Origin of the sequence: Mycobacterium kyogaense (genome assembly GCF_036946525.1) — a bacterium.
Lineage (GTDB): Bacteria > Actinomycetota > Actinomycetes > Mycobacteriales > Mycobacteriaceae > Mycobacterium > Mycobacterium kyogaense_A.
In genome coordinates, this window is the sequence record NZ_JAQIIY010000015.1 from 101,422 (window position 1) to 122,536 (window position 21,115).

20 protein-coding genes are annotated in these 21,115 nt (G+C 69.2%); 9 read left to right on the forward strand and 11 right to left on the reverse strand.

The genetic code is table 11. The annotated features are described in order from the left end of the window. Positions 1-29: 29 nt before the first annotated feature. From PGN37_RS13610 to msrB, 4 genes are read left to right on the forward strand one after another with little or no spacing between them, the layout of a single operon-like run. On the forward strand, positions 30-803 hold the full coding sequence (locus tag PGN37_RS13610) for a pyrimidine reductase family protein (RefSeq protein WP_335331553.1): 774 nt from the start codon (positions 30-32) through the stop codon (positions 801-803). 23 nt (positions 804-826) lie between these two features. After that, positions 827-2,377, forward strand: coding sequence for an alpha/beta fold hydrolase (locus tag PGN37_RS13615; RefSeq protein ID WP_335331554.1), 1,551 nt, complete (start codon positions 827-829; stop codon positions 2,375-2,377). A gap of 37 nt (positions 2,378-2,414) precedes the next feature. Further along, the gene (gene aftC, locus PGN37_RS13620; protein WP_335331555.1) at positions 2,415-3,671 is read left to right on the forward strand and encodes an arabinofuranan 3-O-arabinosyltransferase; all 1,257 of its coding nucleotides are present in this window, start codon (positions 2,415-2,417) and stop codon (positions 3,669-3,671) included. A 9-nt stretch (positions 3,672-3,680) separates the two neighbouring features. Next, a complete protein-coding gene (gene msrB / locus PGN37_RS13625) occupies positions 3,681-4,091 on the forward strand; it encodes a peptide-methionine (R)-S-oxide reductase MsrB (RefSeq protein WP_335331556.1) in 411 nt (136 codons plus the stop codon). Here the strand turns inward: msrB and PGN37_RS13630 are convergent. From PGN37_RS13630 to hemE, 5 genes are all read right to left on the reverse strand, one after another. Beyond that, positions 4,085-4,513: an EAL domain-containing protein gene (locus PGN37_RS13630; RefSeq protein ID WP_335331623.1), complete on the reverse strand. Its 429-nt coding sequence runs from the start codon at positions 4,511-4,513 to the stop codon at positions 4,085-4,087. The genes msrB and PGN37_RS13630 overlap by 7 nt on opposite strands. Then, positions 4,401-5,852: an EAL domain-containing protein gene (locus PGN37_RS13635; protein WP_335331557.1), complete on the reverse strand. Its 1,452-nt coding sequence runs from the start codon at positions 5,850-5,852 to the stop codon at positions 4,401-4,403. Before PGN37_RS13635 ends, PGN37_RS13630 begins: the two co-directional genes overlap by 113 nt. A gap of 185 nt (positions 5,853-6,037) precedes the next feature. Next, the gene (gene hemQ, locus PGN37_RS13640; protein WP_335331558.1) at positions 6,038-6,742 is read right to left on the reverse strand and encodes a hydrogen peroxide-dependent heme synthase; all 705 of its coding nucleotides are present in this window, start codon (positions 6,740-6,742) and stop codon (positions 6,038-6,040) included. A 22-nt stretch (positions 6,743-6,764) separates the two neighbouring features. Continuing rightward, the gene (locus tag PGN37_RS13645) at positions 6,765-8,105 is read right to left on the reverse strand and encodes a protoporphyrinogen oxidase (RefSeq protein WP_335331559.1); all 1,341 of its coding nucleotides are present in this window, start codon (positions 8,103-8,105) and stop codon (positions 6,765-6,767) included. Then, positions 8,102-9,166 carry a uroporphyrinogen decarboxylase gene (hemE, locus tag PGN37_RS13650; protein ID WP_335331560.1) on the reverse strand — a complete coding sequence of 355 codons (1,065 nt, stop codon included), beginning with the start codon at positions 9,164-9,166 and terminating at the stop codon, positions 8,102-8,104. The genes PGN37_RS13645 and hemE overlap by 4 nt, the downstream gene beginning before the upstream one ends. A gap of 85 nt (positions 9,167-9,251) precedes the next feature. Here hemE and PGN37_RS13655 point away from each other — a divergent pair, with 85 nt between their 5' ends. Both PGN37_RS13655 and PGN37_RS13660 read left to right on the forward strand, forming a co-directional pair. Further along, positions 9,252-9,833, forward strand: a complete 582-nt coding sequence (locus tag PGN37_RS13655; RefSeq protein ID WP_335331561.1) for a DUF3000 domain-containing protein — start codon at positions 9,252-9,254, stop codon at positions 9,831-9,833. Between the two features lie 6 nt (positions 9,834-9,839). Continuing rightward, complete coding sequence (locus tag PGN37_RS13660; protein ID WP_335331562.1) at positions 9,840-11,123, forward strand: ribonuclease D; 1,284 nt, start codon at positions 9,840-9,842, stop codon at positions 11,121-11,123. A 6-nt stretch (positions 11,124-11,129) separates the two neighbouring features. Here the strand turns inward: PGN37_RS13660 and dxs are convergent, their stop codons facing one another. From dxs to PGN37_RS13680, 4 genes are all read right to left on the reverse strand, one after another. Beyond that, positions 11,130-13,043: a 1-deoxy-D-xylulose-5-phosphate synthase gene (gene dxs / locus PGN37_RS13665; RefSeq protein WP_335331563.1), complete on the reverse strand. Its 1,914-nt coding sequence runs from the start codon at positions 13,041-13,043 to the stop codon at positions 11,130-11,132. A gap of 28 nt (positions 13,044-13,071) precedes the next feature. Then, positions 13,072-14,397, reverse strand: coding sequence for a Na+/H+ antiporter NhaA (gene nhaA, locus PGN37_RS13670; RefSeq protein ID WP_335331564.1), 1,326 nt, complete (start codon positions 14,395-14,397; stop codon positions 13,072-13,074). 66 nt (positions 14,398-14,463) lie between these two features. Then, positions 14,464-15,666 (reverse strand): class I SAM-dependent RNA methyltransferase, encoded by a 1,203-nt coding sequence (locus PGN37_RS13675; RefSeq protein WP_335331565.1) that lies wholly within the window; start codon positions 15,664-15,666, stop codon positions 14,464-14,466. Next, complete coding sequence (locus tag PGN37_RS13680; protein ID WP_335331566.1) at positions 15,663-17,657, reverse strand: APC family permease; 1,995 nt, start codon at positions 17,655-17,657, stop codon at positions 15,663-15,665. The genes PGN37_RS13675 and PGN37_RS13680 overlap by 4 nt, the downstream gene beginning before the upstream one ends. A gap of 120 nt (positions 17,658-17,777) precedes the next feature. Here PGN37_RS13680 and PGN37_RS13685 point away from each other — a divergent pair, with 120 nt between their 5' ends. Further along, positions 17,778-18,449, forward strand: a complete 672-nt coding sequence (locus PGN37_RS13685; RefSeq protein ID WP_335331567.1) for a potassium channel family protein — start codon at positions 17,778-17,780, stop codon at positions 18,447-18,449. Between the two features lie 42 nt (positions 18,450-18,491). Then, positions 18,492-19,157, forward strand: coding sequence for a potassium channel family protein (locus tag PGN37_RS13690; RefSeq protein ID WP_335331568.1), 666 nt, complete (start codon positions 18,492-18,494; stop codon positions 19,155-19,157). Positions 19,158-19,163: 6 nt separating this feature from the next. Here the strand turns inward: PGN37_RS13690 and PGN37_RS13695 are convergent, their stop codons facing one another. Both PGN37_RS13695 and PGN37_RS13700 read right to left on the reverse strand, forming a co-directional pair. Beyond that, positions 19,164-19,886: a DUF3159 domain-containing protein gene (locus PGN37_RS13695; RefSeq protein WP_442932923.1), complete on the reverse strand. Its 723-nt coding sequence runs from the start codon at positions 19,884-19,886 to the stop codon at positions 19,164-19,166. Continuing rightward, complete coding sequence (locus PGN37_RS13700; RefSeq protein ID WP_046366313.1) at positions 19,883-20,254, reverse strand: OB-fold nucleic acid binding domain-containing protein; 372 nt, start codon at positions 20,252-20,254, stop codon at positions 19,883-19,885. The genes PGN37_RS13695 and PGN37_RS13700 overlap by 4 nt, the downstream gene beginning before the upstream one ends. A 135-nt stretch (positions 20,255-20,389) precedes the next feature. Between PGN37_RS13700 and PGN37_RS13705 the strand changes: the two genes are divergently transcribed. Next, on the forward strand, positions 20,390-21,100 hold the full coding sequence (locus PGN37_RS13705; RefSeq protein ID WP_335331569.1) for a serine aminopeptidase domain-containing protein: 711 nt from the start codon (positions 20,390-20,392) through the stop codon (positions 21,098-21,100). Positions 21,101-21,115: the final 15 nt, after the last annotated feature.

Consider the following 21,115-nt stretch of genomic DNA (forward strand, 5'->3'; position numbering starts at 1 on the left):
CACCCTATCGGCGTGCTGAGATTCTGCGTATGGGCGATAACGCGGACGGGACGCAGTTCACAGTGCTCGGCACGGCCGACGCGATCGACCGCGCCGAGCTGATCACCCGGTACGCCTACCCCGCCGAGCGGTGGGTGCGGGCCAACATGATTGCCTCGGCCGACGGCGGAGCGACCAGCGGCGGCACGTCGGGGGGTCTCGGCGGCGACGGCGACAAGGCCGTCTTCTCGGTGTTGCGCGAACTGGCCGACGTCATCCTCGTCGGCGCCGCGACAGTGCGCGCCGAGGACTATTCAGGGGTGTCCGTGACTGCCGAGCAGCGCGCGGCCCGCGAAGCCCGCGGGCAGGCCGCCGTGGCCCCGATCGCGTTGCTCACCCGGTCCGGCTCCGTCGATCCCGACGCCGCGGTCTTCCAGCGCACCGAGGTGCCGCCGATCGTGTTCACCAGCGCGGCCGCCGCACCCGAGACCCGGCGCACGCTGGGCGATCTGGCCGAGGTGATCGATGTGTCCGGATCGGACCCCGAGTCGCTGGAGCTGTCACGCGCGGTGGGCGTGCTCGCCGACCGCGGCCTGGGCCGGGTACTCGCCGAAGGCGGCCCCGGAATCCTCGGCAGGCTGATCGCCGACGACCTGCTCGACGAGTTGTGCCTGACCGTCGCGCCGGTGCTCGTCGGCGGGGCAGCCGGGCGCATCGTCACCGGAGACGGCGACGACCAGACCCCGCTGCGCCTGCAGCAGATCCTCAGCGACGACGCCGGCTACCTGTTCCTGCGCTACGCCCGCGCCGCCGGGGATCGGTGAGCGCCATCAGTACTGTGGTCGGCATGCGTCGATCGGTGCCGGCAGTGCTTGCGGTGACGGTGTCGTTGCTCACCGCGTGCTCCCCCGGGCTGGCCGCCAACCCGCGCTACGCCACCGATTCGGGGGCGACCCCGCAGGGTGCGGTGACGAGCAGCGAGAAGCCGGCGGGGCCGCCGGCCATCGAGGTACCGAAGAACGAGCTCTCCTGGCGTGACTGCACGTCGCGAGTGTTCAGCGCGGCCGCGGTCGAACCTCCCCCGGGAGTCACGCTCGACTGTGCGAGCTACGACGCCGACCTGGACCCGATCGCCGGGGCCACCGGATCGGTCAGCATCGGCGTGGTGCGCGCTCGCTCCGCCGAGACGCCCGCCGACGCGGGACCGTTGGTGATGACGACCGGCTCCGACCTGCCGTCCTCAGTGCAGCTCCCCGCCTGGCTGGCGGGCGCGGGCACCGACGTGCTGTCCAAACATCCCGTCGTCGCGGTCGATCGTCGCGGCATCGGCATGTCGGGTGCGCTGGACTGCCGCGACGTGTTCGACCGCCAGGAGATGTTCGAGCAGGCCCAGTTCCAGTCGGGCGACGACCCGGTCGCCAACCTCGGCGCGATCACGATGACCGCGACCATGAGCTGCACCGACACGATCGCCCCCGGCGACTCCGCCTACGACAACGCCCATGCCGCCGAGGACCTCGAGCGCCTGCGCACCACGTGGGACGTGCCCGCGCTCGCGCTGCTCGGCGTCGGCAACGGTGCGCAGGTGGCACTGGCCTACGCCGGTTCGCACCCCAACAAGGTCGCCCGCCTGGTCCTGGATTCGCCGCTGCCGCTGGGTATCTCGGCCGAGGCGGCGACCGAGCAGCGCGTCAAGGGTGAGCAGGCCGCGCTGGACGCGTGGGCCAGTCAGTGTGCGGCCGGCAACTGCCCGCTGCCCGATCCCAAGAGCGCCGTCGACACGCTGCTGGCGTCGGCCCGCGCCGGCAACGGACCCGGTGGCGCGTCGGTGGCCGCGGTCGCCGACGCGATCGCCACGGCGCTGGCGTTCCCTCAGGGCAATCGCGTGGACGCGGGCCGCGACCTCGCCCAGGCGATCGCCGACGCCAACGGCGGGGACACCAACCGGCTCAACAACCTGATCAACACCGCCGAGACCCTGCGCCAGACCGACGGGCAGTTCGTCAACTCGTGCAGCGACGCGTTGAACCGGCCCACCCCCGACCGGGTTCGCGAACTCGTCGTCGAGTGGGGCAAGCGCTATCCGCAGTTCGGGACCGTCGGCGCCCTCGACATGGTGAAGTGCCTGAACTGGCCGAGTGGCACCGCACCCAAGGAACCGCAGGGCCTGACCACGCCGACGCTGCTGTTGGGCGTGCAGAACGATCCGGTTGTCGGCAACGAGGGTGTCGCGGCCGTCGCCGCGACCGCGATCAACGCCGGTTCGACCAACCGGCGGGTGATCTGGCAGGGCATCGGCCACGGCGCCACCGTGTACTCGGCATGCGCGCTGCCCCCTGTGCTCGGCTACCTCGACACCGGCACGCTGCCCGCCACCGACACGTACTGCCCGGCCTGACGACACCCCTACCTGCCGCTACGGTACGGTGCCTGACGTGCGTGATCTTGTGGTGAAAGCGTTCAGGCCCCGCACCTCCCCGCCCACCGCCGCTTCCGTTCTGCGTTCGGTTCTGTGGCCTCTGGCGATCCTGTCGGTGATCCACCGCAGCTACGTGCTGGTGTTCAACCGCTACATCACCGACGACTTCGCCCCGGTGTACCGCGCCGTCATCAACTTCAAGTTCGGCTGGGACATCTACAACGAGCACTTCGACTACGTCGATCCGCACTACCTGTATCCGCCGGGCGGCACGCTCATCATGGCGCCCTTCGGATACATCCCCGAGGTGGCATCGCGGAACTGGTTCATCTTCTTCAACACCGTGGCGATCATCCTGGCCGGCTACTTCCTACTGCGCCTGTTCGGCTTCACGTTGAGCTCGGTCGCCGCGCCCGCACTGCTGCTCGCGATGTTCTGCACCGAATCCGTCACCAACACGCTGGTGTTCGGAAACATCAACGGTGTCATGCTGCTGCTCGAGGTGCTCTTCTTCCGCTGGCTGCTGGACGGCAACCGCAGCCACGAATGGTGGGCCGGGGTGAGCATCGGCCTGACGCTGGTGGTCAAACCACTGCTCGCGCCGCTTCTGCTGCTGCCGGTACTGAACCGGCAGTGGCGGGTCCTGGTCACCGCGATCGCCATCCCGGTCGCATTCAATCTCGCTGCCTGGCCGCTGATCTCGGACCCCATGAACTTCGTGACCCGCACGGTGCCCTACATCTTCTCCACCCGCGACTACTTCAACAGCTCGATTCTGGGCAATGGTCTCTATTTCGGTCTACCGACGTGGCTGATCCTCGCGTTGCGCGTCCTGTTCGCCGCACTCGGCGCGGCGGCGCTGTGGCTGCTGTACCGGTACTACCGCACCCGGGACCAGTTCTTCTGGATGCTGACGTCCTCGGGCGTCCTGCTGGTCACCTCGTGGCTGGTGCTCTCCCTCGGCCAGGGCTACTACTCGATTGCGCTGTTCCCGTTCTTGATGACGGTCGTGCTGCCGAATTCGGTATTGCGCAACTGGGTCGCCTGGCTGGCCACCTACGGCTTCCTGACGATGGACCGCTGGCTGCTGTGGCAGCTTCCGTCGACCGGGCGCGCGCTGGAGTACCTCAAGATCACCTACGGCTGGTCGCTCATGGTGATCGTGGTGTTCTGCGTGCTGCTCTTCCGCTACCTCGACGCCCGGCGGGACGGGCGGGTGGCCGACGGGATCGACCCGCCCTGGTTGCTCTCCGCCGCTCGGGCCGCTGAGTAGCCTGGTGAGATGACAGGTCCGAAGCTGCAGCTGACCGACGACCAGTGGCGGGAGCGGCTGAATCCTCAGGAGTTCGCCGTGCTGCGCCGCGCAGGCACGGAACGTCCCTTCACCGGCGAATACACCGACACCACGACCGAAGGCGTCTACCAGTGCCGCGCGTGCGGCGCCGAATTGTTCCGCAGCACCGAGAAGTTCGAATCCCATTGCGGGTGGCCGTCGTTCTTCGACCCCGCGGATTCCGACGCGGTGGTCCTGCGATCCGATGACTCGCTGGGCATGCACCGGGTCGAGGTGCTGTGCGCGAACTGCCACAGCCACCTTGGGCACGTCTTCGAAGGAGAGGGCTACCCGACCCCGACGGATCAGCGGTACTGCATCAACTCGATCTCGCTGCGGCTGGCGCCGACCGATCAGTGAGGCTCCGGTGTCAGCGTCGGTTCACGACGCTGCGCCTCGAGCAGAGCCAGCATCTCGGCACTCGGTATCGGCCTGCTGAAGTGGAAGCCCTGCGCCACCCGGCAGCCGAACTGGCGTAGCCGGTCGGCGATCTCGGCGCTCTCGACGCCCTCGGCCACCGGTGTGTGTCCCAGCGCGTGGGTCATCTCGATCACGGCGCGCACGATGGTCGCCGACGGCCCGTGCGTCAGGATCGGCGCGATGAACTCCCGGTCCAGCTTGACCTGGTCCACCGGGAAATCGCGCAGGTACCACAACGCCGAGTAACCGCTACCGAAGTCGTCGAGCGCGACCTGCACCCCTGCTGCGCGCAGACGATCCAGCGCCGTTCGGGTGCCCGGCATGTCGGCGAGCAACCTGTCCTCGGTGATCTCGACGGTCAGTGCCTCGGGTTCCAGCCCGTGCCGGCGCAGCGCCTCGGCGATGCCGGCACTGAGCGCGGGGGTCGCTCACGACGGGCGCGAAGACGTTGACCGCGACGGGGATCTCGAAGCCCTTGGCGTGCCAGGCCGCGGCATCGGTGAGGGCCAGGTCCAGCACCGCGGTGGTCAGTGACGTCATCAGGTCGCACCTGTTCACCAACGGCAGGAACTGGTCGGGGTTGAGCAGCCCGCGGCGAGGATGCGGCCAGCGGATGAGCGCCTCGGCGCCGATGATCTCGCCGGTGAAGAGGTCGTATTGCGGCTGGTAGACGACGCGCAGTTCGCCGTGATCGATGGCGTGCTCGAGCTCCACCAGGATCGGCGGCGGGCCCGCGTCCCGACGGCGCGCCGCGAGGTCGGCACGCAGCTGCCGGTTCTCCCCGAGGATCACGAACTGCCGAATTAACACGGCGATCACGATGACGGCGACGGCCACGAACACCGGACCCAACCCGGCGATCAGCACCGGCGTGCACAACACGGCCGACAGCAGCACCGGCACGTACGGCAGCCAACCCGAGACCGCGGGCGGCTGCGCGCCGGCATCGACGGAGCCGGTCTGCGCGGCTCGCACCGCCGCGCCGGCGATCAGCAGGAAGCCCGTCGCCCAGCCGACCGACAGGTGATGCTGGTTGGCGTAGGTGGCCGTTGCCGTCAGGTAGGCGAAAGCGACATCGGAGAACGAGACGCCGATCAGACCCACGGTCAGCAACGCCATCTGCGGACGCCGCGCGTGAGGCGTACGCAACAGCATCAGACCCGCGATGGTGACCAACGCGATATCGGTCACCGGATAGACCAGCGCCACGGCCACCGCCAACACGTCGCTCTGCTGTGCGGTGTACACCGTCTGCAACCAAATGACCCATGCGGCACCGAAGATCGCGGCTGCGACGATGACACCGTCGATGACCACCCGCAGCTGTGTGCCGGGCGGCGCCGCGGTCAGCAGGACGATCAGGCACAGCCCCGCTCCTGCGAGAAACGACATGTAGCCGGCGTCCGCCCACGACGGTGCGGGAGCTTCACCGAGCACCAGGTCGTAGTAACTCCACACCACCTCGCCGGCGGCCCACCCCGTCAATCCGGCCGCCATGAAGGCCCACGCTGCTCGATCGGGACCGCGCAACGAGACGGCCGCCCATACGGCGCTGACCGCGGCGATCAACGCGAAAACGGCCAGACCGACATCGTCGACGGCGCGGATGAGGTCCGGCCCGCCCCGCCCGGACCAGAGCCAAGCGCCGTAGGCGCCGCCGACGACGAGTGCGCCGGCCGCCACCCCCCAGGTTTTCGGCATGGAGGGAATGTTAGCAATGGAGCGCGGCGAGCAAAACCAATTCCCAGCAGTAATTGGTCGTTTGCTAGGACGGCACTTTCTCGGCAATTAAGGGTCTAAAGACCCTACGACGTCGTTCTACGCTGCTGTCAACAATTTGCAAGCATCGAATGAGCTCGACAAAAATTTTCATTGCCAGCAAAAATCTAGGGCAGAGCGTTGACCAGACGCTCGACCGAAATGCGCGGCCCGGTGTAGAACGGGGTCTCCTCACGGACGTGACGGCGCGCGTCGGTGGCGCGCAGATCGCGCATCAGGTCGACGATGCGGTGGAGTTCGGGCGCTTCGAACGCGAGAAGCCACTCGTAATCACCCAGCGCGAAGGCCGGCACGGTGTTGGCGCGCACGTCCTTGTAGCCCCGCGCCGCCATGCCGTGCTCGGCCAACATCCGCCTGCGCTCCTCGTCGGGCAGCAGGTACCACTCCAGAGAGCGGACGAACGGATAGACGCAGATGTAGGCCCCCGGCTCCTCTCCGGCGAGGAACGCCGGAACATGGCTCTTGTTGAACTCGGCGGGCCGGTGCAGCGCGACATTGCTCCACACCGGGGTCGACGCGCGGCCCAAGCTGGTGGTGCGGCGGAAGTCGGCGTAGGTCGCCTGCAGAGCCTCCACCGTCTCGGCGTGGGTCCACATCATGAAGTCGGCGTCGGCCCGCATACCGGCGACGTCGTAGATCCCCCGCACGACGACGCCGTTGTCCTCCTGCTGCTTGAGGAACGCTTCGGTCTCGTCCACGACGGCCGCTCGCGCATCGTCACCGTCGGCAAGCACCCCAGGTTTGACGGCGTACACCGAGAACATCAGGTAGCGGATGGTGGAGTTGATCGCGTCGAAGTCGAGCTTGGCCATCGCTCTATCGTGCCACGGGGCTCTATCGCGTCAGGATGGCCGCCACCGCCCGGGTCGCGGCCGCCACGCAGGCCGGCACCCCGATGCCGTCGAGATAAGCACCAGCCACGGCGAGCCCCGGCGGCAGCCCGCCGCGCAGTTCGGCGACCAGGTCGGCATGTCGTGGACCGTACTGCGGCATCGCGTCGAGCCAGCGCACCACGGTGCTGTCCTCCGGTGTCACCGTGATGCCGAACAGCGCCGCGAGATCCTGCTCGGCCCATGCCAGCAGGTCGTCGTCGCCCGTGCGCCGGGCCAGGTCGTCGCCGAACCGGCCGTAGGACAGCCGGACCATCTCGACGCTGCCTCGGCGACCCCACTTGCGTGACGACAGCGTCACCGCCTTGGTGTGCAGACGGCTGCGGCCGGCGACCAACACGCCTGACTGCTCTGGCAGCGGAGTGCCACCCGGCAGTGCCAGCGCGACCACCGCGGCCGAGGCCACCTCGATGCGCCGGGCGGCCGCGGCCGTGCGGGGAGCGAGATCGCCGAGCAGCGCCGGCAGCCGCGGCGCGGGCACTGCCAGCACCACCGCATCGGCGGGCCAACGCGCACCCTCGTCGTCGAGCACCTCCCAGCCGTGGCTCGCCGGAGCGATGCCGCGGACGGCGACCTGCGCCCACGTGAGTCGCGAACGCCGCACCAACTCGTCGATCAACACGGCGTAGCCGCCGTCGATCGCACCGAACACCGACCCCGGCGTAGGCGGCGGCAACGCGGCGGTGACGGCCTCGGTGAGGCTGCGCGCTCCGCGGTCGAGTGCGGCTGCCACGGTGGGGGCGGCCGCACGCAACCCGATCGTCGCGGCCGAACCGGCATACACCCCGGCCAGCAGCGGGTCGATCGATCGCACCACCACCTGTTCGCCGAAGCGGTCGCCGACCAGATCGGCCACCGTCGGGTCGGCGCCGGGGGTCCAGGACAGCGGACGGCGGGGCTCGTCGAGCATCCAGCGGATCGTGGCGTCGTCGACCAGCCCGGTCAGCGAGGCGGGCCGGGTCGGGATGCCGTTGACGGTCTGCTGAGGCAGCGGATGCAGTCGCCCCTCGCTGTAGATCAGTGGACGCACCCCGGTGGTGGTCAGCTGCTTGCCCGACAGGCCCAGCTCCCCCAGCAGCGCGGGCACCTCCGGGCGGCGAGTGACGAACGCTTCGGCACCGACGTCGATCGGCTGCCCGCCGATGCGTTCGGTGCGCAACACTCCGCCGAGCCGGTCCGCCGGGTCCAGCACGGTGATCGATGCATCCGGGCCGGCCGCCACCCGCAGCCGATAGGCTGCCACCAAACCCGAAATGCCGCCGCCGACAACGCAATACGTTGTCACAGCTGGTGCACCAGCGCCACAGCTTCGGTGATGACGGCAGGGTCGGTGGCCGGCAGGACCCCATGACCGAGGTTGAACACGTGTCCGACGGCTCCGGCGTCCACCGCGCGCCGCCCGTCCTCGACGACGGCCCGCACCGCCCGCTCGACCACCGGCATGCCCGCCAACAGCACCACCGGATCGAGGTTGCCCTGCAGTGCGACACCGCGCTGCACGCGCCCCGCGGCATCGGCCAGCGACGTCCGCCAGTCCACCCCGACGACCGCGGGAACGTCGTGCCCGACGACGGCTTCCGACATGGCGCCGAGCAACTCCGCGGTCCCGACGCCGAAGTGCGTCATCGGCACTCCGTAGCCGGCCAGCGCGGCGAACACCCGGGCACTGTGGGGCAGCACGTAGCTGCGGTAGTCGGCCAGCGACAGGGTTCCCGCCCAGGAATCGAACACCTGGATCGCGTCGACGCCCGCCTCGATCTGGGTGCGCAGGAACGCGATCGTGACCTCGGTCAGGGATTCCATCAGCGCGTGCCAGGTGTCGGACTCGCCCAGCATCATCGCCTTGGTGTGCTCGTGGTTGCGGCTCGGACCGCCCTCCACCAGATAGGACGCCAGCGTGAAGGGGGCTCCGGCGAACCCGATCAGCGGCACCTCCCCCAGTTCACCGGTCAGCCGGCTCACCGCGGTCGCCACCGGCGCCACCTGATCGGGATCGAGCGCCGAGATGGCGCCGACATCGGCCCGAGTGCGAATCGGGTGATCGATGACCGGGCCCACATCGGGCACGATGTCCAACGCGATGCCGGCCGCGCGCAGCGGGACGACGATGTCGGAGAACAGGATTGCGGCGTCGACGTCGTGGCGACGCACCGGCTGCAGCGTGATCTCGGTGATCAGGTCGGCGTCGAAGCAGGCCTGCATCATGGTGTTCTTGGCCCGAAGTGCTCGGTACTCGGGCAGTGACCGACCGGCCTGCCGCATCATCCACACCGGCGTGCGGTGGGGTTTGCGGCCGGCGACGGCAGCCAGGTAGGGCGATTCGGGCAGCTCGCGGCGCGTGTTCATCGATGCCCATGCTGCCATGCCTGCTCGGCCCCGAATCGGCGCGCCATGAGCACAGACCTGTGAAAATGCACTACCGTCGATCGGCGTGACCTCCGCCGAACCGGCTCAATTCCGTGAAGCGGTGGCGGCGATGAACGCCACCACCGTGCGGCCGGAGATCGAGCTGGGCCCGATCCGGCCGCCGCAACGCCTCGCCCCCTTCAGTTACGCACTGGGCGCCGAGGTCAAGCACGCCGAAGCCGCGATCGTGCCCGAGCGCTCCGACGGCGACGCGTTCGGCCGGCTGATCCTGCTCCACGACCCCGAGGGCGCCGACGCGTGGGACGGCACGATGCGGCTGGTCGCCTACATCCAGGCCGACCTGGACTCCACCGAGGCCGTCGATCCGCTGCTCCCCGAGGTGGCGTGGAGTTGGCTCGTCGACGCCCTGACCGAGCGCGCGCAGCACCTGACCGCGCTCGGCGGCACCGTCACCGCCACCACGTCCGTCCGCTACGGCGACATCTCCGGACCACCGCGAGCCCACCAGCTGGAGTTGCGCGCGTCGTGGACCGCCACCGATCTGGAACTGGGACCCCACGTCGAGGCGTTCTGCGAGGTGCTCGAACACGCCGCAGGCCTGCCGCCCGCCGGGGTGACCGACCTGGGTTCGCGCACCCGCGCCTGATCTCCGATGGCCGAACCCGACACCAGCGGTTCCCCGCCGGACGCCGAACACTCCGACGACGTCGAGACCCCTGAGATCTCCGCGACGCCGCTGCTGGTCCCCCGCGACGGAGTGCCGAACATCTCCGTGAGCCGCAGCGAAATCGCCCGCGCCGCAGACCTTCTCGCATCCGGCTCCGGCGCGTTCGCCGTCGACGCCGAGCGGGCGTCGGGGTTCCGGTACTCCAACCGTGCCTACCTGGTGCAGATCCGGCGTGCCGGCGCGGGCACCGTGCTGATCGACCCCGTGAGCCACGGCGGTGACTCCGTCGAGGTGCTCGCCCCTGTGGCGCAGGTACTTTCGGAAGATCAGTGGATTCTGCACGCCGCAGATCAGGATCTACCCTGCCTGGCCGAGATCGGCATGCGCCCGCCGTCGCTGTACGACACCGAGCTGGCCGGGCGTCTGGCCGACCTCGACCGGGTGAACCTCGCCTCGATGGTGCAGCAGCTGCTGGGCCTGGCGCTGACCAAGGGGCACGGCGCAGCGGACTGGTCGAAGCGGCCCCTTCCCGACGAGTGGCTGAACTACGCCGCACTCGACGTCGAGGTGCTGATCGAGTTGCGCGACGCGATCGATGCCGTGCTCACCGCCGAGGGCAAAGACGGTTGGGCCAGAGAGGAATTCGAGTACCTGCGGATCGCGGAGAGCACACCGACGCGGCGGGACCGCTGGCGGCGCACCTCGGGAATCCACAAGGTGCGCGACCCGCGGGCGCTGGCCGCCGTGCGGGAACTGTGGCTGACCCGCGATCAGATCGCCCGACGGCGTGACATCGCCCCGGGCCGAATCCTGCCCGACAGCGCGATCGTCAACGCGGCCACCGCAGATCCGGACACGGTCGAAAAGCTCACCGCGCTACCGATTTTCGGCGGAGCCCGGCAACGCCGCAGCGCGAGCGTGTGGCTCGACGCGTTGGCGCGGGCCCGCACCGCCGACCCGCCGTCGTCGCAGGAACCGTCCAGCGGTCCCCCGCCGGCGTCACGGTGGGCCCGCCGCAAGCCCGAGGCCGCCGCCCGGCTCGAAGCGGCGCGGGCCGCGATCAACGAACTGGCGCAACAGGTTTCCGTGCCGCCGGAGAATCTCCTCGCACCCGACACGGTGCGCCGGCTGTGCTGGGACTGGGTCGCCGTGAACGACACCACCGCCGCGGTGGAGGCGTTTCTGGACACGACGTCAGCGCGACGCTGGCAGCGCGAACTGACCACACCTGTGCTGACTGCGGCCTTGGAATCGGCGCCCAGCGACTGACTCTCGTCAGTCCAGGTGCTGGCTGACTTCCTTCTCCGCGACCCCGGTGCCCAGTGCTGCGACCCAGCCGGTGATCTGGCGGGCCAGATTGCGCTCGGTCAGGCCGACTTCGGCGAGCACCTCACCGCGGGAGGCGTGGGCGAAGAACTGCTGTGGCAGCGCGGCATCCCGGCAGGGCACATCGATCTCCGCGCGACGCAATGCCGTCGAGACCGCCGAACCGACACCGCCGTGCACCCCGTTGTCCTCGAGCGTGACGACGAGCTTGTGCTGCGCGGCCAGCGTGATGAGCACCGCGGGCACCGGCAGCACCCACCGGGGATCGACGACCGTGACGCCGATGCCCTGATTGCGCAGCCGCTCGGCCACCGCCAGCGCCATCGTCGCGAACGGACCGACGGCGATGACCAGCACGTCGTCGGAGAGACCCTCGGCGGGCTTAGCCAGCACGTCCACCCCGTCGCGGCGTTCCACTGCCGGAATGTCTTGTCCGACATCGCCTTTCGGGAAGCGAATGGCGGTGGGGCCGTCGTTGACGTCGAGGGCCTCGGCCAGCTCTTCGTGCAGCCGGGCGCCGTCGCGCGGCGCCGCCACCTTCATGCCGGGGACCACGCCGAGGATCGACATGTCCCACATGCCGTTGTGGCTGGCCCCGTCGGGACCGGTGACTCCGGCGCGGTCCAGCACGATGGTCACCGGCAGCTTGTGCAGCGCGACGTCCATCATCACCTGGTCGAACGCTCGGTTCAGGAACGTCGAGTACACCGCGACAACAGGGTGCATGCCGCCCATCGCCAGACCTGCAGCAGAGGTGATCGCGTGCTGCTCGGCGATGCCGACGTCGAAGAAACGGTCGGGATAGCGCTGCCGGAACGCGCTCAGACCCGTCGGACCCGGCATCGCCGCGGTGATCGCGACGACGTCGCGCCGCTTGCCGGCCAGCGCGATCAACGATTCGGAAAACGTCGACGTCCATCCCGGACCCGGGATCGTCGTCGCCAGGCCCGTCTCCGGATCGATCACGCCGCACGCGTGCATCTGGTCGTCTTCGTCGTTCTCGGCGGGCGCGTAGCCCATCCCCTTGCGGGTGACGACGTGCACCACCACCGGCGCGTTGAAGGCGCGGGCGTGGCGCAGCGCGCTTTCCACGGCGTGCTCGTCGTGGCCGTCGATCGGACCGACGTACTTGAGGCCCAGGTCGGTGAACATCACCTGCGGGGAGAGCGCGTCTTTGATGCCGGCCTTGATGCTGTGCATGCACTGGTAGCAGAACTCGCCGATCATCGGCACGCCCCGCACCGCCTTACGGCCTTCTTCGAGCACCCGCTCGTAGCCGGGCTGCAGACGCAACCGGGCCAGGTGCTCGGCGAACCCGCCGATCGTGGGCGCGTAGCTGCGGCCGTTGTCGTTGACGACGATCACGACGGGACGCCGCGACGCCGCGATGTTGTTCATCGCTTCCCAGCACATGCCGCCGGTCAGGGCGCCGTCGCCGACGACGGCCACCACGTGGCGGTTGCGGTGCCCGCTGAGCTCGAAGGCCTTCGCCAGGCCGTCGGCGTAGGAGAGCGCCGAGGACGCGTGGCTGGACTCGACCCAGTCGTGCACGCTCTCCTCGCGCGAGGGATAGCCGGATAGGCCGTCCTTCTTGCGCAGCGTCTCGAAGTCCTGGCTGCGGCCCGTGAGCATCTTGTGCACGTAGGCCTGATGCCCGGTGTCGAACAGGATCGGATCATGGGGTGAATCGAAGACGCGATGCAGCGCCAGCGTCAGCTCCACCACGCCGAGATTGGGTCCCAGGTGACCGCCGGTTGCCGCGACCTTGTGGATCAGGAAGTGGCGGATTTCCTTGGCCAGCGCATCCACCTGTGCCTGCGACAGGTGCTGAAGATCAGCGGGACCGCGGATCTGTTCAAGCATTGGGTCAGTCTACGCACCGGTAACGAGATCAGTCGTTTCGACGCTGGTACACATCGGGCACGCCGTCGAGGTCCTCGTCCACCGATTCCTCCCGGCAAATCCGCCGGTAGGCCGCGTTCCTGGTCAGCAGGACCACCGCGGCCAGACAGGCCGCCGACAGTGATCCGCACAACACGCCGATCTTCACGAATTCGTCACGTTCGGAGCCCATGCCGTAGGCCAGGTCGCCGATCAGCAGCGACACTGTGAAGCCGATTCCGGCCAGTAGCGAGATGCCGAACACGTCGACCCAGCGCAGCGACGGATCGAGCGTGGCCCGGGTGACCCGCGACAGGACTCCGGTGGTCAGCAGGATGCCGATCGGCTTGCCCAGCACCAGCCCGGCGATGATGCCGAGCGTGATCGGGTCGGTCAGCGCGTGGCCCAGACCGCTCAGCCCGCCGATCCCCACCCCGGCGGCGAAGAACGCGAACACCGGGATCGCGAACCCCGCAGAGACCGGACGCAGCTGATGCTCGAAGTGCTCCGCGAGCCCCGGCCCGGCGTCGGGCCCTCCGGCGGCCTCACTGCGCAGCACCGGCACGGTGAACCCGAGCAGCACGCCGGCGACCGTGGCGTGCACGCCCGACTCGTGCATCAGCACCCAGGTGAGCACGGCCAGCGGGATCAGCAGCCACCAGGACCGGATGCGGCGCTGCACACACAGCGCGAACAACCCGAGCGGGATCAGCGTGGCCGCCAACGCGACCAGGTTGATCTTCTCGGAGTAGAAGACCGCGATCACGGTGATGGCCAGCAGGTCGTCCACCACAGCCAGCGTCAGGAGAAAGGTGCGCAGCGCCGACGGCAGATGCGTGGCGATGACGGCGAGGACGGCCACCGCGAACGCGATGTCGGTGGCGGTCGGGATCGCCCAACCGCGGAGCGCGCCGTCCCCGGTGCCGGAGTTGATGGCGACGAAGATCAGCGCGGGCACCGCCATGCCGCCCACGGCGGCGGCGATCGGCAGCGCGGCGCGGCTCGGATCCCGCAGATCGCCGGCGACGAACTCCCGTTTGAGCTCCAGTCCGACGACGAAGAAGAAGATCGCCAGCAGCCCGTCGGCCGCCCACGTCCCAAGCGTCAGGTCGAGATGCAGCCCCAGCCAGTGGCCGCCGACCTCGAGGTCACGCAATGCGAAGTAGCTTGCCGCCCACGGCGAGTTGGCCCACACGAGCGCAGCGGCGGCCGCCACGAGGAGGATGACGCCGCCGACGGTCTCCTTGCGCAGGATCTCGGTGGCCCGGCTGGTCTCGGCCCAGGACCCGCGGCTGAACAACCGCCGCCGCAGCGGCACACGGGGATCGTCGGTCATCAGGTGCCTCCTCGGTCGCCGAATGGACGCCGACCAGACTTCCCGGCACACCTGGCGATGACCCTACTACCGGGTGAGCACCGCGACGCACTCGACGTGGTGGGTGAGGGGGAACGAATCGAAGACCCGCAGATCCTCGACCTGATAGCCGCCGTCGCGGTACAAGCCGATGTCGCGCGCGAAAGATGCCGCCTCGCAACCGATGTGAACGATCCGGGGCACCTCGGCCGCGGCCAGTGCGGCGATCACGTCGCGCCCGGCCCCGGTGCGCGGCGGGTCGAGCACCGCGACGTCGGCGCGGGTCGTCTGCGCAGCCAGCGCACGGCGCACCGAGTCGGTGATCACGCTGACCGAGCTCAGATCGGCCAGCGCGGCACGGGCGGCGCGTGCGGCGCCGCGCGAGGTGTCGACGGTGAGCACTCGCCCCGAGTCCCCCATGGCGGTCGCCAGTGCCGCCGCGAACACGCCCGCACCGCCGTACAGATCCCACGCGGTCATGCCCGGCGTGAGCTGCGCCCACTCCGACACCAGTGCGCTGTAGAGAGCCGGGGCGTTTCGGTGCGCCTGCCAGAACGCCGTCACCGGGACACGCCACGTCCGACCGGCGACCCGCTGCATTCCCTCGTAATCACCTTCGAGCACTTCGGTTTTGCGGCCCTTGGCTGCCACCACGATATGTCGGTGGCCGTCATCGTCGACGGCCACGTGTACCGCGGCGTCCGAGGGCCACCGCTGCTCGGCCACCCCGGACAGCAGGGAGTCGGGCACCTGTGCGCAGTCGAGCCGGTGCACCAGATCGGCGCTGTGGTACCGGTGAAATCCGGCTCGCCCATCAGCCGATACGTCAAGACGCACGCGGGTACGCCAGCCGGTGTGCCCGGCCTCCCCGACTGCCTCCGCCGACGCGTCGTCCTCTGCCCGCCAGTCGTAATTGCCCAGCCGCGCAAGCTGATTGGCCACCACCGCACCTTTGAGCCGACGCGCCGCCGCAGGCTCGACGAACGCCAGATCGCAGCATCCCGACCCGCCCACGCCGGCGATGGGGCACCAGGAGTCGACGCGATCCGGCGACGGCTCGATCACCTCGACCGCTTCGGCGTTCCAGAACTTCTCCCGCGGCCCGGCGCCGATCAGGCGCGCCCGCACGGTCTCCCCCGGCAGGGCGTAGCGCACGAACACCACCCTGCCGTCGTGGCGGGCGACGACGCTACCGCCGTTGGCGGGGCGCCCCGTGGTGAGGATCAACTCCGCCGGCGGCTCATCGGTCAATCGAGGAACCCCTTGCGCGCGTCGCCCGGGGCGGACTGCGGTTCGAGCTTCTTGAGCCGCTCCGACGAGGACAGCTGCCACGGCACCGAGGTCACCATGACGTTGGGTTCGAACAGCAGTCTGCCCTTGAGGCGCAACGCACTCTGGTTGTGCAGCACCTGTTCCCACCAGTGGCCGACCACGTACTCGGGGATGAACACCGTCACCACGGTGCGGGGCGACTCGCGGCTGACCCGCTTGACGTACTCGAGGACGGGACGGGTGATCTCGCGGTACGGGGAGGCGATGACCTTCAGCGGCACACTGATGTCACTGGATTCCCACTTGTGCACGAGCTCACGGGTTTCCGCGTCGTCGACGCTGACCGTGATGGCTTCCAGCATGTCGGGGCGGGTGGCCCGCGCGTAAGCCAGCGCGCGCAGGGTCGGCAGGTGCACGTTCGACACCAGCACCACCGCGTGGTTGCGGCTGGGCAGCACGATGTCCTCCATCTCGGCCGCGCGGGCTTCCAGCTCGCGGCTCACCGACGCGTAGTGCTTGTGGATCAGCTTCATGATGAAGAAGAGCGCGGCCATCGCGAGGATCGCGATCCACGCCCCCACCAGGAACTTGGTGAGCACGACGATGATCAACACCGTTCCGGTGCACAGGAAACCGATGGTGTTGATGACCCGCGAGCGCATCATCCTCGCCCGAGCGGACGCGTCCGTCTCGGTGCGCAGCAGCCGCGTCCAGTGCCGCACCATGCCGATCTGGCTGAGAGTGAACGACACGAACACCCCGACGATGTAGAGCTGGATCAGCGCGGTCACCTGGGCCTGGAACGCCACGATGAACGCGATCGCGCCGAACGCCAGGAACAGGATGCCGTTGGAGAAGGCCAGCCGGTCTCCGCGGGTGTGCAGCTGGCGGGGCAGGAAACGGTCCTGGGCGAGGATGGAGCCCAGCACCGGGAATCCGTTGAACGCCGTGTTCGCGGCGAGCACCAGGATCAGTGCGGTCACCCCCGCGATCAGGTAGAGCCCGATCGGGAAATCGTGGAACACCGCGTCGGCCAACTGGGCGATCAGCGTCTTCTGCTGATAATCCGGCGGCGCCCCACCAAGCTGTTCCAGCGGACGCTCGGCGATCTGCGCACCGGTGGCACGCGCCAACATGATGATCCCCATGAACAGCGTGATCGCGATCCCGCCGAGCAACAGCAGCGTGGTCGCGGCGTTGCGGGACTTGGGTTTCTGGAACGCCGGCACCCCGTTGCTGATCGCCTCGACACCGGTCAGCGCCGCGCTGCCCGAGGAGAACGCGCGCGCGATCAGGAACACCAACGCGAACCCGAGGACGTCGCCGTGCTCGGAATGCATCTCGAAACCCGCCGACTCGGCGCGCAGGTGGTGGCCCAGCACATAGATCTGGAAGAAGCCCCAGCCCAGCATCACGTACATGCCGACCATGAAGGCGTAGGTGGGGATCGCGAACGCGGTGCCCGATTCCCGGATACCGCGCAGGTTGAGCGATGCCAGGACAAGGATCGCGATGATCGCGAACCACACCTTGTGCTGGTCGACGAACGGAATCGCCGATCCGATGTTCGACATCGCCGACGACATCGACACGGCCACGGTCAGCACGTAGTCGACCAGCAGCGCGCTGGCCACGGTCAGGCCCGCGGTGGGGCCGAGGTTGGTGGTCACCACCTCGTAGTCGCCGCCGCCGGACGGGTAGGCGTGCACGTTCTGGCGGTAGCTGGCGATCACGATCAGCATGACCGCCGCGACCACGAGGCCGATCCAGGGCGCCATCGAGTAGGCGGACAGCCCGGCCACCGAGAGCACCAGGAAGATCTCTTCGGGGGCGTAGGCGACCGAGGACAGCGCGTCAGAGGCGAAGACCGGGAGCGCGATCCGTTTCGGCAGCAGCGTGTGGGCGAGCTTGTCGCTGCGGAACGGCCGGCCCAGTACGAGCCGTCGGGCGGCCGTCGAAAGCTTGGACACGAGTGCCAAGAGTAAAGCCCGACAGTCGTGAGGTGACGCAAAGCTGTAGCGTTCCTCTGTACCCGGGTGGTGACAGCTTTCGCCAGACGCCACATTCGGCCCCGCCGGAAAGGACCCGCAGTGCGTGTAGTGGTGATGGGATGCGGCCGCGTGGGCGCGTCACTGTCCGACAGTCTGGCCCGAATCGGCCACGACGTCTCCGTCATCGACCGTGACGGCACGGCTTTTCACCGCCTGTCCCCCTCGTTCCCGGGCCAGCGCGTGCTCGGCATGGGGTTCGACCGCGACGTGCTGATCCGCGCGGGCATCGAGAACGCGGCCGCGTTCGCGGCAGTCTCCTCCGGCGACAACTCGAACATCATCTCCGCGCGTGTCGCGCGGGAGACCTTCGGTGTCCAACGGGTCGTCGCGCGCATCTACGACGCCAAGCGGGCCGCGGTCTACGAGCGTCTGGGCATCCCGACCGTGGCGACGGTGCCGTGGACCACCGACCGGCTGCTCAACGTCCTCATCCGCGAGACCGAGACCACGAAGTGGCGTGACCCCAGTGGCAACGTCGGTGTCACCGAACTCGCGCTGCACGAGAGCTGGGCCGGCCGCCGCATGACCGATCTGGAGGCGGCCACGTCGGGCCGCGTCGCGTTCATCATCCGCTTCGGCGCGGGCCTGCTGCCCGACCCGAAGACGGTGATCCAGGCGGGCGATCAGGTGTACCTGGCGGCGATCTCCGGTCATGTCGCCGAGGCGCTGGCCATCGCGGCGCAGCCGCCGAGCGAAGACGCGGAGGGCTGAGGACGTGAAGACCGCCGGCGACGATTATGAGGAGCGGCGCAGATGAAGGTTGCGATCGCCGGAGCGGGCGCAGTCGGCCGATCCATTGCCCGCGAGCTGGTGGAGTCCCATGACGTCACGCTGCTCGAACGCGACTCCGACCACATCGACGTGGAGGCGATTCCGGCGGCGCACTGGCGCCTCGGTGACGCCTGCGAGCTGAGCCTGCTGGAGGCAGTCAAGCTCGAGGAGTTCGACGTGGTGATCGCCGCGACGGGCGACGACAAAGCCAACGTGGTGCTGAGCCTGTTGTCGAAGACGGAGTTCGCGGTGCCCCGGGTGGTCGCCCGCGTCAACGACCCGCGCAACGAGTGGCTGTTCGACGAGTCCTGGGGTGTCGATGTCGCGGTGTCGACACCGCGGATGCTGGCCTCCCTGGTCGAGGAAGCGGTCTCGGTGGGTGATCTGGTGCGGCTCATGGAGTTCCGCAAGGGTCAGGCGAACCTCGTGGAGATCACGCTGCCCGACGACACGCCCTGGGGCGGCAAGCCCGTCAAGCGCCTCGAGCTGCCGCGCGACGCCACGCTCGTCACGATCCTGCGCGGGCCGCGGGTGATCGTCCCCGAGCGGGACGAACCCCTCGAAGGGGGCGACGAGTTGCTGTTCGTGGCCGTTGCCCAGGTCGAGGACGAATTGCGCGAGCTGCTGCTGCGGCCCCGTCAGCGCTGAGCCCGCTCAGCGCTGCTCGGACACCGGATCGTCGGTCTCGGTCCCGGCGGCTGTAGCCGTCTCTGCCTCTGTGGGGGTCTGCTCACGCACCGCCCGTCGGGCCGCCCGGATGGCGCCGTAGGTCACCAGCGCCGCCACCGCGGTCAGCGGCCATCCCATCGCGATGCGTGCCACTCCCAGCCAGCCGGTCTGGTCCTCGTCGTAGAGGTGCTGCTGGACCAGGAAGCGGGCGGTGAACACGGCAACCCACACGAGCGTGGCGATGTCGAACGCGTACACCGCGCGCCGCACGTCGCGCCAGTCACGGTCGTTGCTCTGCACCCAGCCCCAGATGTAGCCGACGATAGGCCGGCGGATGACCACGGAGATGGCGAACACCACCGCCCAGAGCAGCGATGTCCAGATGCCGAGCAGGAAGTAGCCCTTGGACGCGCCGACCAGATAGGCGATCAGCGCGCTGATGCCGACGCCGAAGAATCCCGAGATCGCCGGCTGCACGGAATCTCGGCGGACCAACCGCCAGATGAGGATCAGTGTCGCGACGCCGAGCGCCGCACCGATGGCAGGCAGCAGGCCGAAAGCGGTGGAGACCGGGACGAAGACCAGGACGGGCAGCGAGGAGTAGATCAGGCCGCTGATGCCGCCCATCTGCTCCAGGACGGCAGCGCCGCGTGCCGGTGTCGTTTCTGGTGTGGCCTCGGTGCCCGGTTCGTCGCCGGGTGCGCTCACTTCTGGATCTCGTAGTGGGGGTTGTAGATCGCTTTGGCGCCGTTGTCGAGCTTGCCGACGCGGCCGTGCACCTTCAGCGTGCGACCCTGCTCGATACCGGGGATGCGGCGCTGACCCAGCCAGACCAACACGACCGAATCGGTGCCGTCGAACAGTTCGGCCTTCACGCCGCCGGAGCATCCTTTGCCGTTGCACTCGACGCTGCGTAGCGTCCCGATCATGGTCACCTCTTGACCGCGCTGGCAGTCGATCGCCTTCTGCGCCCCGGTGCTCTCCACGTCGTCGCTGAGTTCCTCGACGTCGAGCTGCTCAGGGTCTTCGGTCAACCGACGGGTGAGCCGCCGTAGGTAACCCTCGGCCGTAGCCATGGCCTCTCCTGACCTCTTACCACTTCTTGCTGTGCCTACTCCAACCGAACGCCACGGTAGACCTGTTGGTTCCCAGATGCGAACGCCGCGGCGGGTCGCGGGAGAGCTGATTCCACGACCAGGCACGATCGAAACATGACCGTCGATCTGCGCGGTGTCACGACCGTCCTCCTGCCCGGCACCGGGTCGGACGAGAACTTCGTCGACCGGGCGTTTTCGCCGGTGTTACACCAGCTCGGCGCGGTGGTGGTGACGCCGGCGCCGCAACCGGACCGGCTCATCGACGGCTACCTCGACGCGCTGGCCGACGCCTCCCGCGCGGCGGGAGGGCCGATCGCCGTGGGTGGCGTGTCGATCGGCGCTGCCGTCGCGGCGGCGTGGGCACTGTCACACCCTGGCGATGTGGTCGCGGTGCTCGCCGCGCTACCGGCGTGGACGGGTCCGCCCGACGCCGCACCGGCCTCGCTGGCCGCGCGGGCGTCGGCGGAGATGCTGCGCCGCGACGGGTTGGTGTCGACCACCGCGGCGATGCAGGCGTCGAGCCCGGCGTGGCTGGCCGAGGAGCTGACCCGGTCGTGGGTCGGGCAGTGGCCCGCCCTTCCCGATGCGATGGACACGGCCGCCCGCTACATCGCCCCGACCGTCGGCGAGTTCGAGGCACTGTCCGCGCCGATGGGCGTGGTGTCGGCCACCGACGACGCAGTCCACCCGCTGGAGGTCGGCGTCGAGTGGGTGGCTGCCGCGCCACGCGCAGCGTTGCGCACGGTGACGCTGGCCGACATCGGCGCCGACCCGTCGGTGCTGGGCGCGGCCTGCCTCGACGCGCTGGCAGCGGCACAGCGCTGACGTGGCACCGCGGTG

Bases quoted from the DNA above. Each gene is read 5' to 3' on its own strand.
- PGN37_RS13610 (WP_335331553.1), top strand. From the start codon at position 30: ATGGGCGATAACGCGGACGGGACGCAGTTCACAGTGCTCGGCACGGCC.
- PGN37_RS13615 (WP_335331554.1), top strand. From the start codon at position 827: ATGCGTCGATCGGTGCCGGCAGTGCTTGCGGTGACGGTGTCGTTGCTC.
- msrB (WP_335331556.1), top strand. From the start codon at position 3,681: ATGACAGGTCCGAAGCTGCAGCTGACCGACGACCAGTGGCGGGAGCGG.
- PGN37_RS13635 (WP_335331557.1), bottom strand. From the start codon at position 5,852: ATGCCGAAAACCTGGGGGGTGGCGGCCGGCGCACTCGTCGTCGGCGGC.
- hemQ (WP_335331558.1), bottom strand. From the start codon at position 6,742: ATGGCCAAGCTCGACTTCGACGCGATCAACTCCACCATCCGCTACCTG.
- hemE (WP_335331560.1), bottom strand. From the start codon at position 9,166: ATGAACACGCGCCGCGAGCTGCCCGAATCGCCCTACCTGGCTGCCGTC.
- PGN37_RS13660 (WP_335331562.1), top strand. From the start codon at position 9,840: ATGGCCGAACCCGACACCAGCGGTTCCCCGCCGGACGCCGAACACTCC.
- dxs (WP_335331563.1), bottom strand. From the start codon at position 13,043: ATGCTTGAACAGATCCGCGGTCCCGCTGATCTTCAGCACCTGTCGCAG.
- nhaA (WP_335331564.1), bottom strand. From the start codon at position 14,397: ATGACCGACGATCCCCGTGTGCCGCTGCGGCGGCGGTTGTTCAGCCGC.
- PGN37_RS13690 (WP_335331568.1), top strand. From the start codon at position 18,492: ATGAAGGTTGCGATCGCCGGAGCGGGCGCAGTCGGCCGATCCATTGCC.
- PGN37_RS13700 (WP_046366313.1), bottom strand. From the start codon at position 20,254: ATGGCTACGGCCGAGGGTTACCTACGGCGGCTCACCCGTCGGTTGACC.
- PGN37_RS13705 (WP_335331569.1), top strand. From the start codon at position 20,390: ATGACCGTCGATCTGCGCGGTGTCACGACCGTCCTCCTGCCCGGCACC.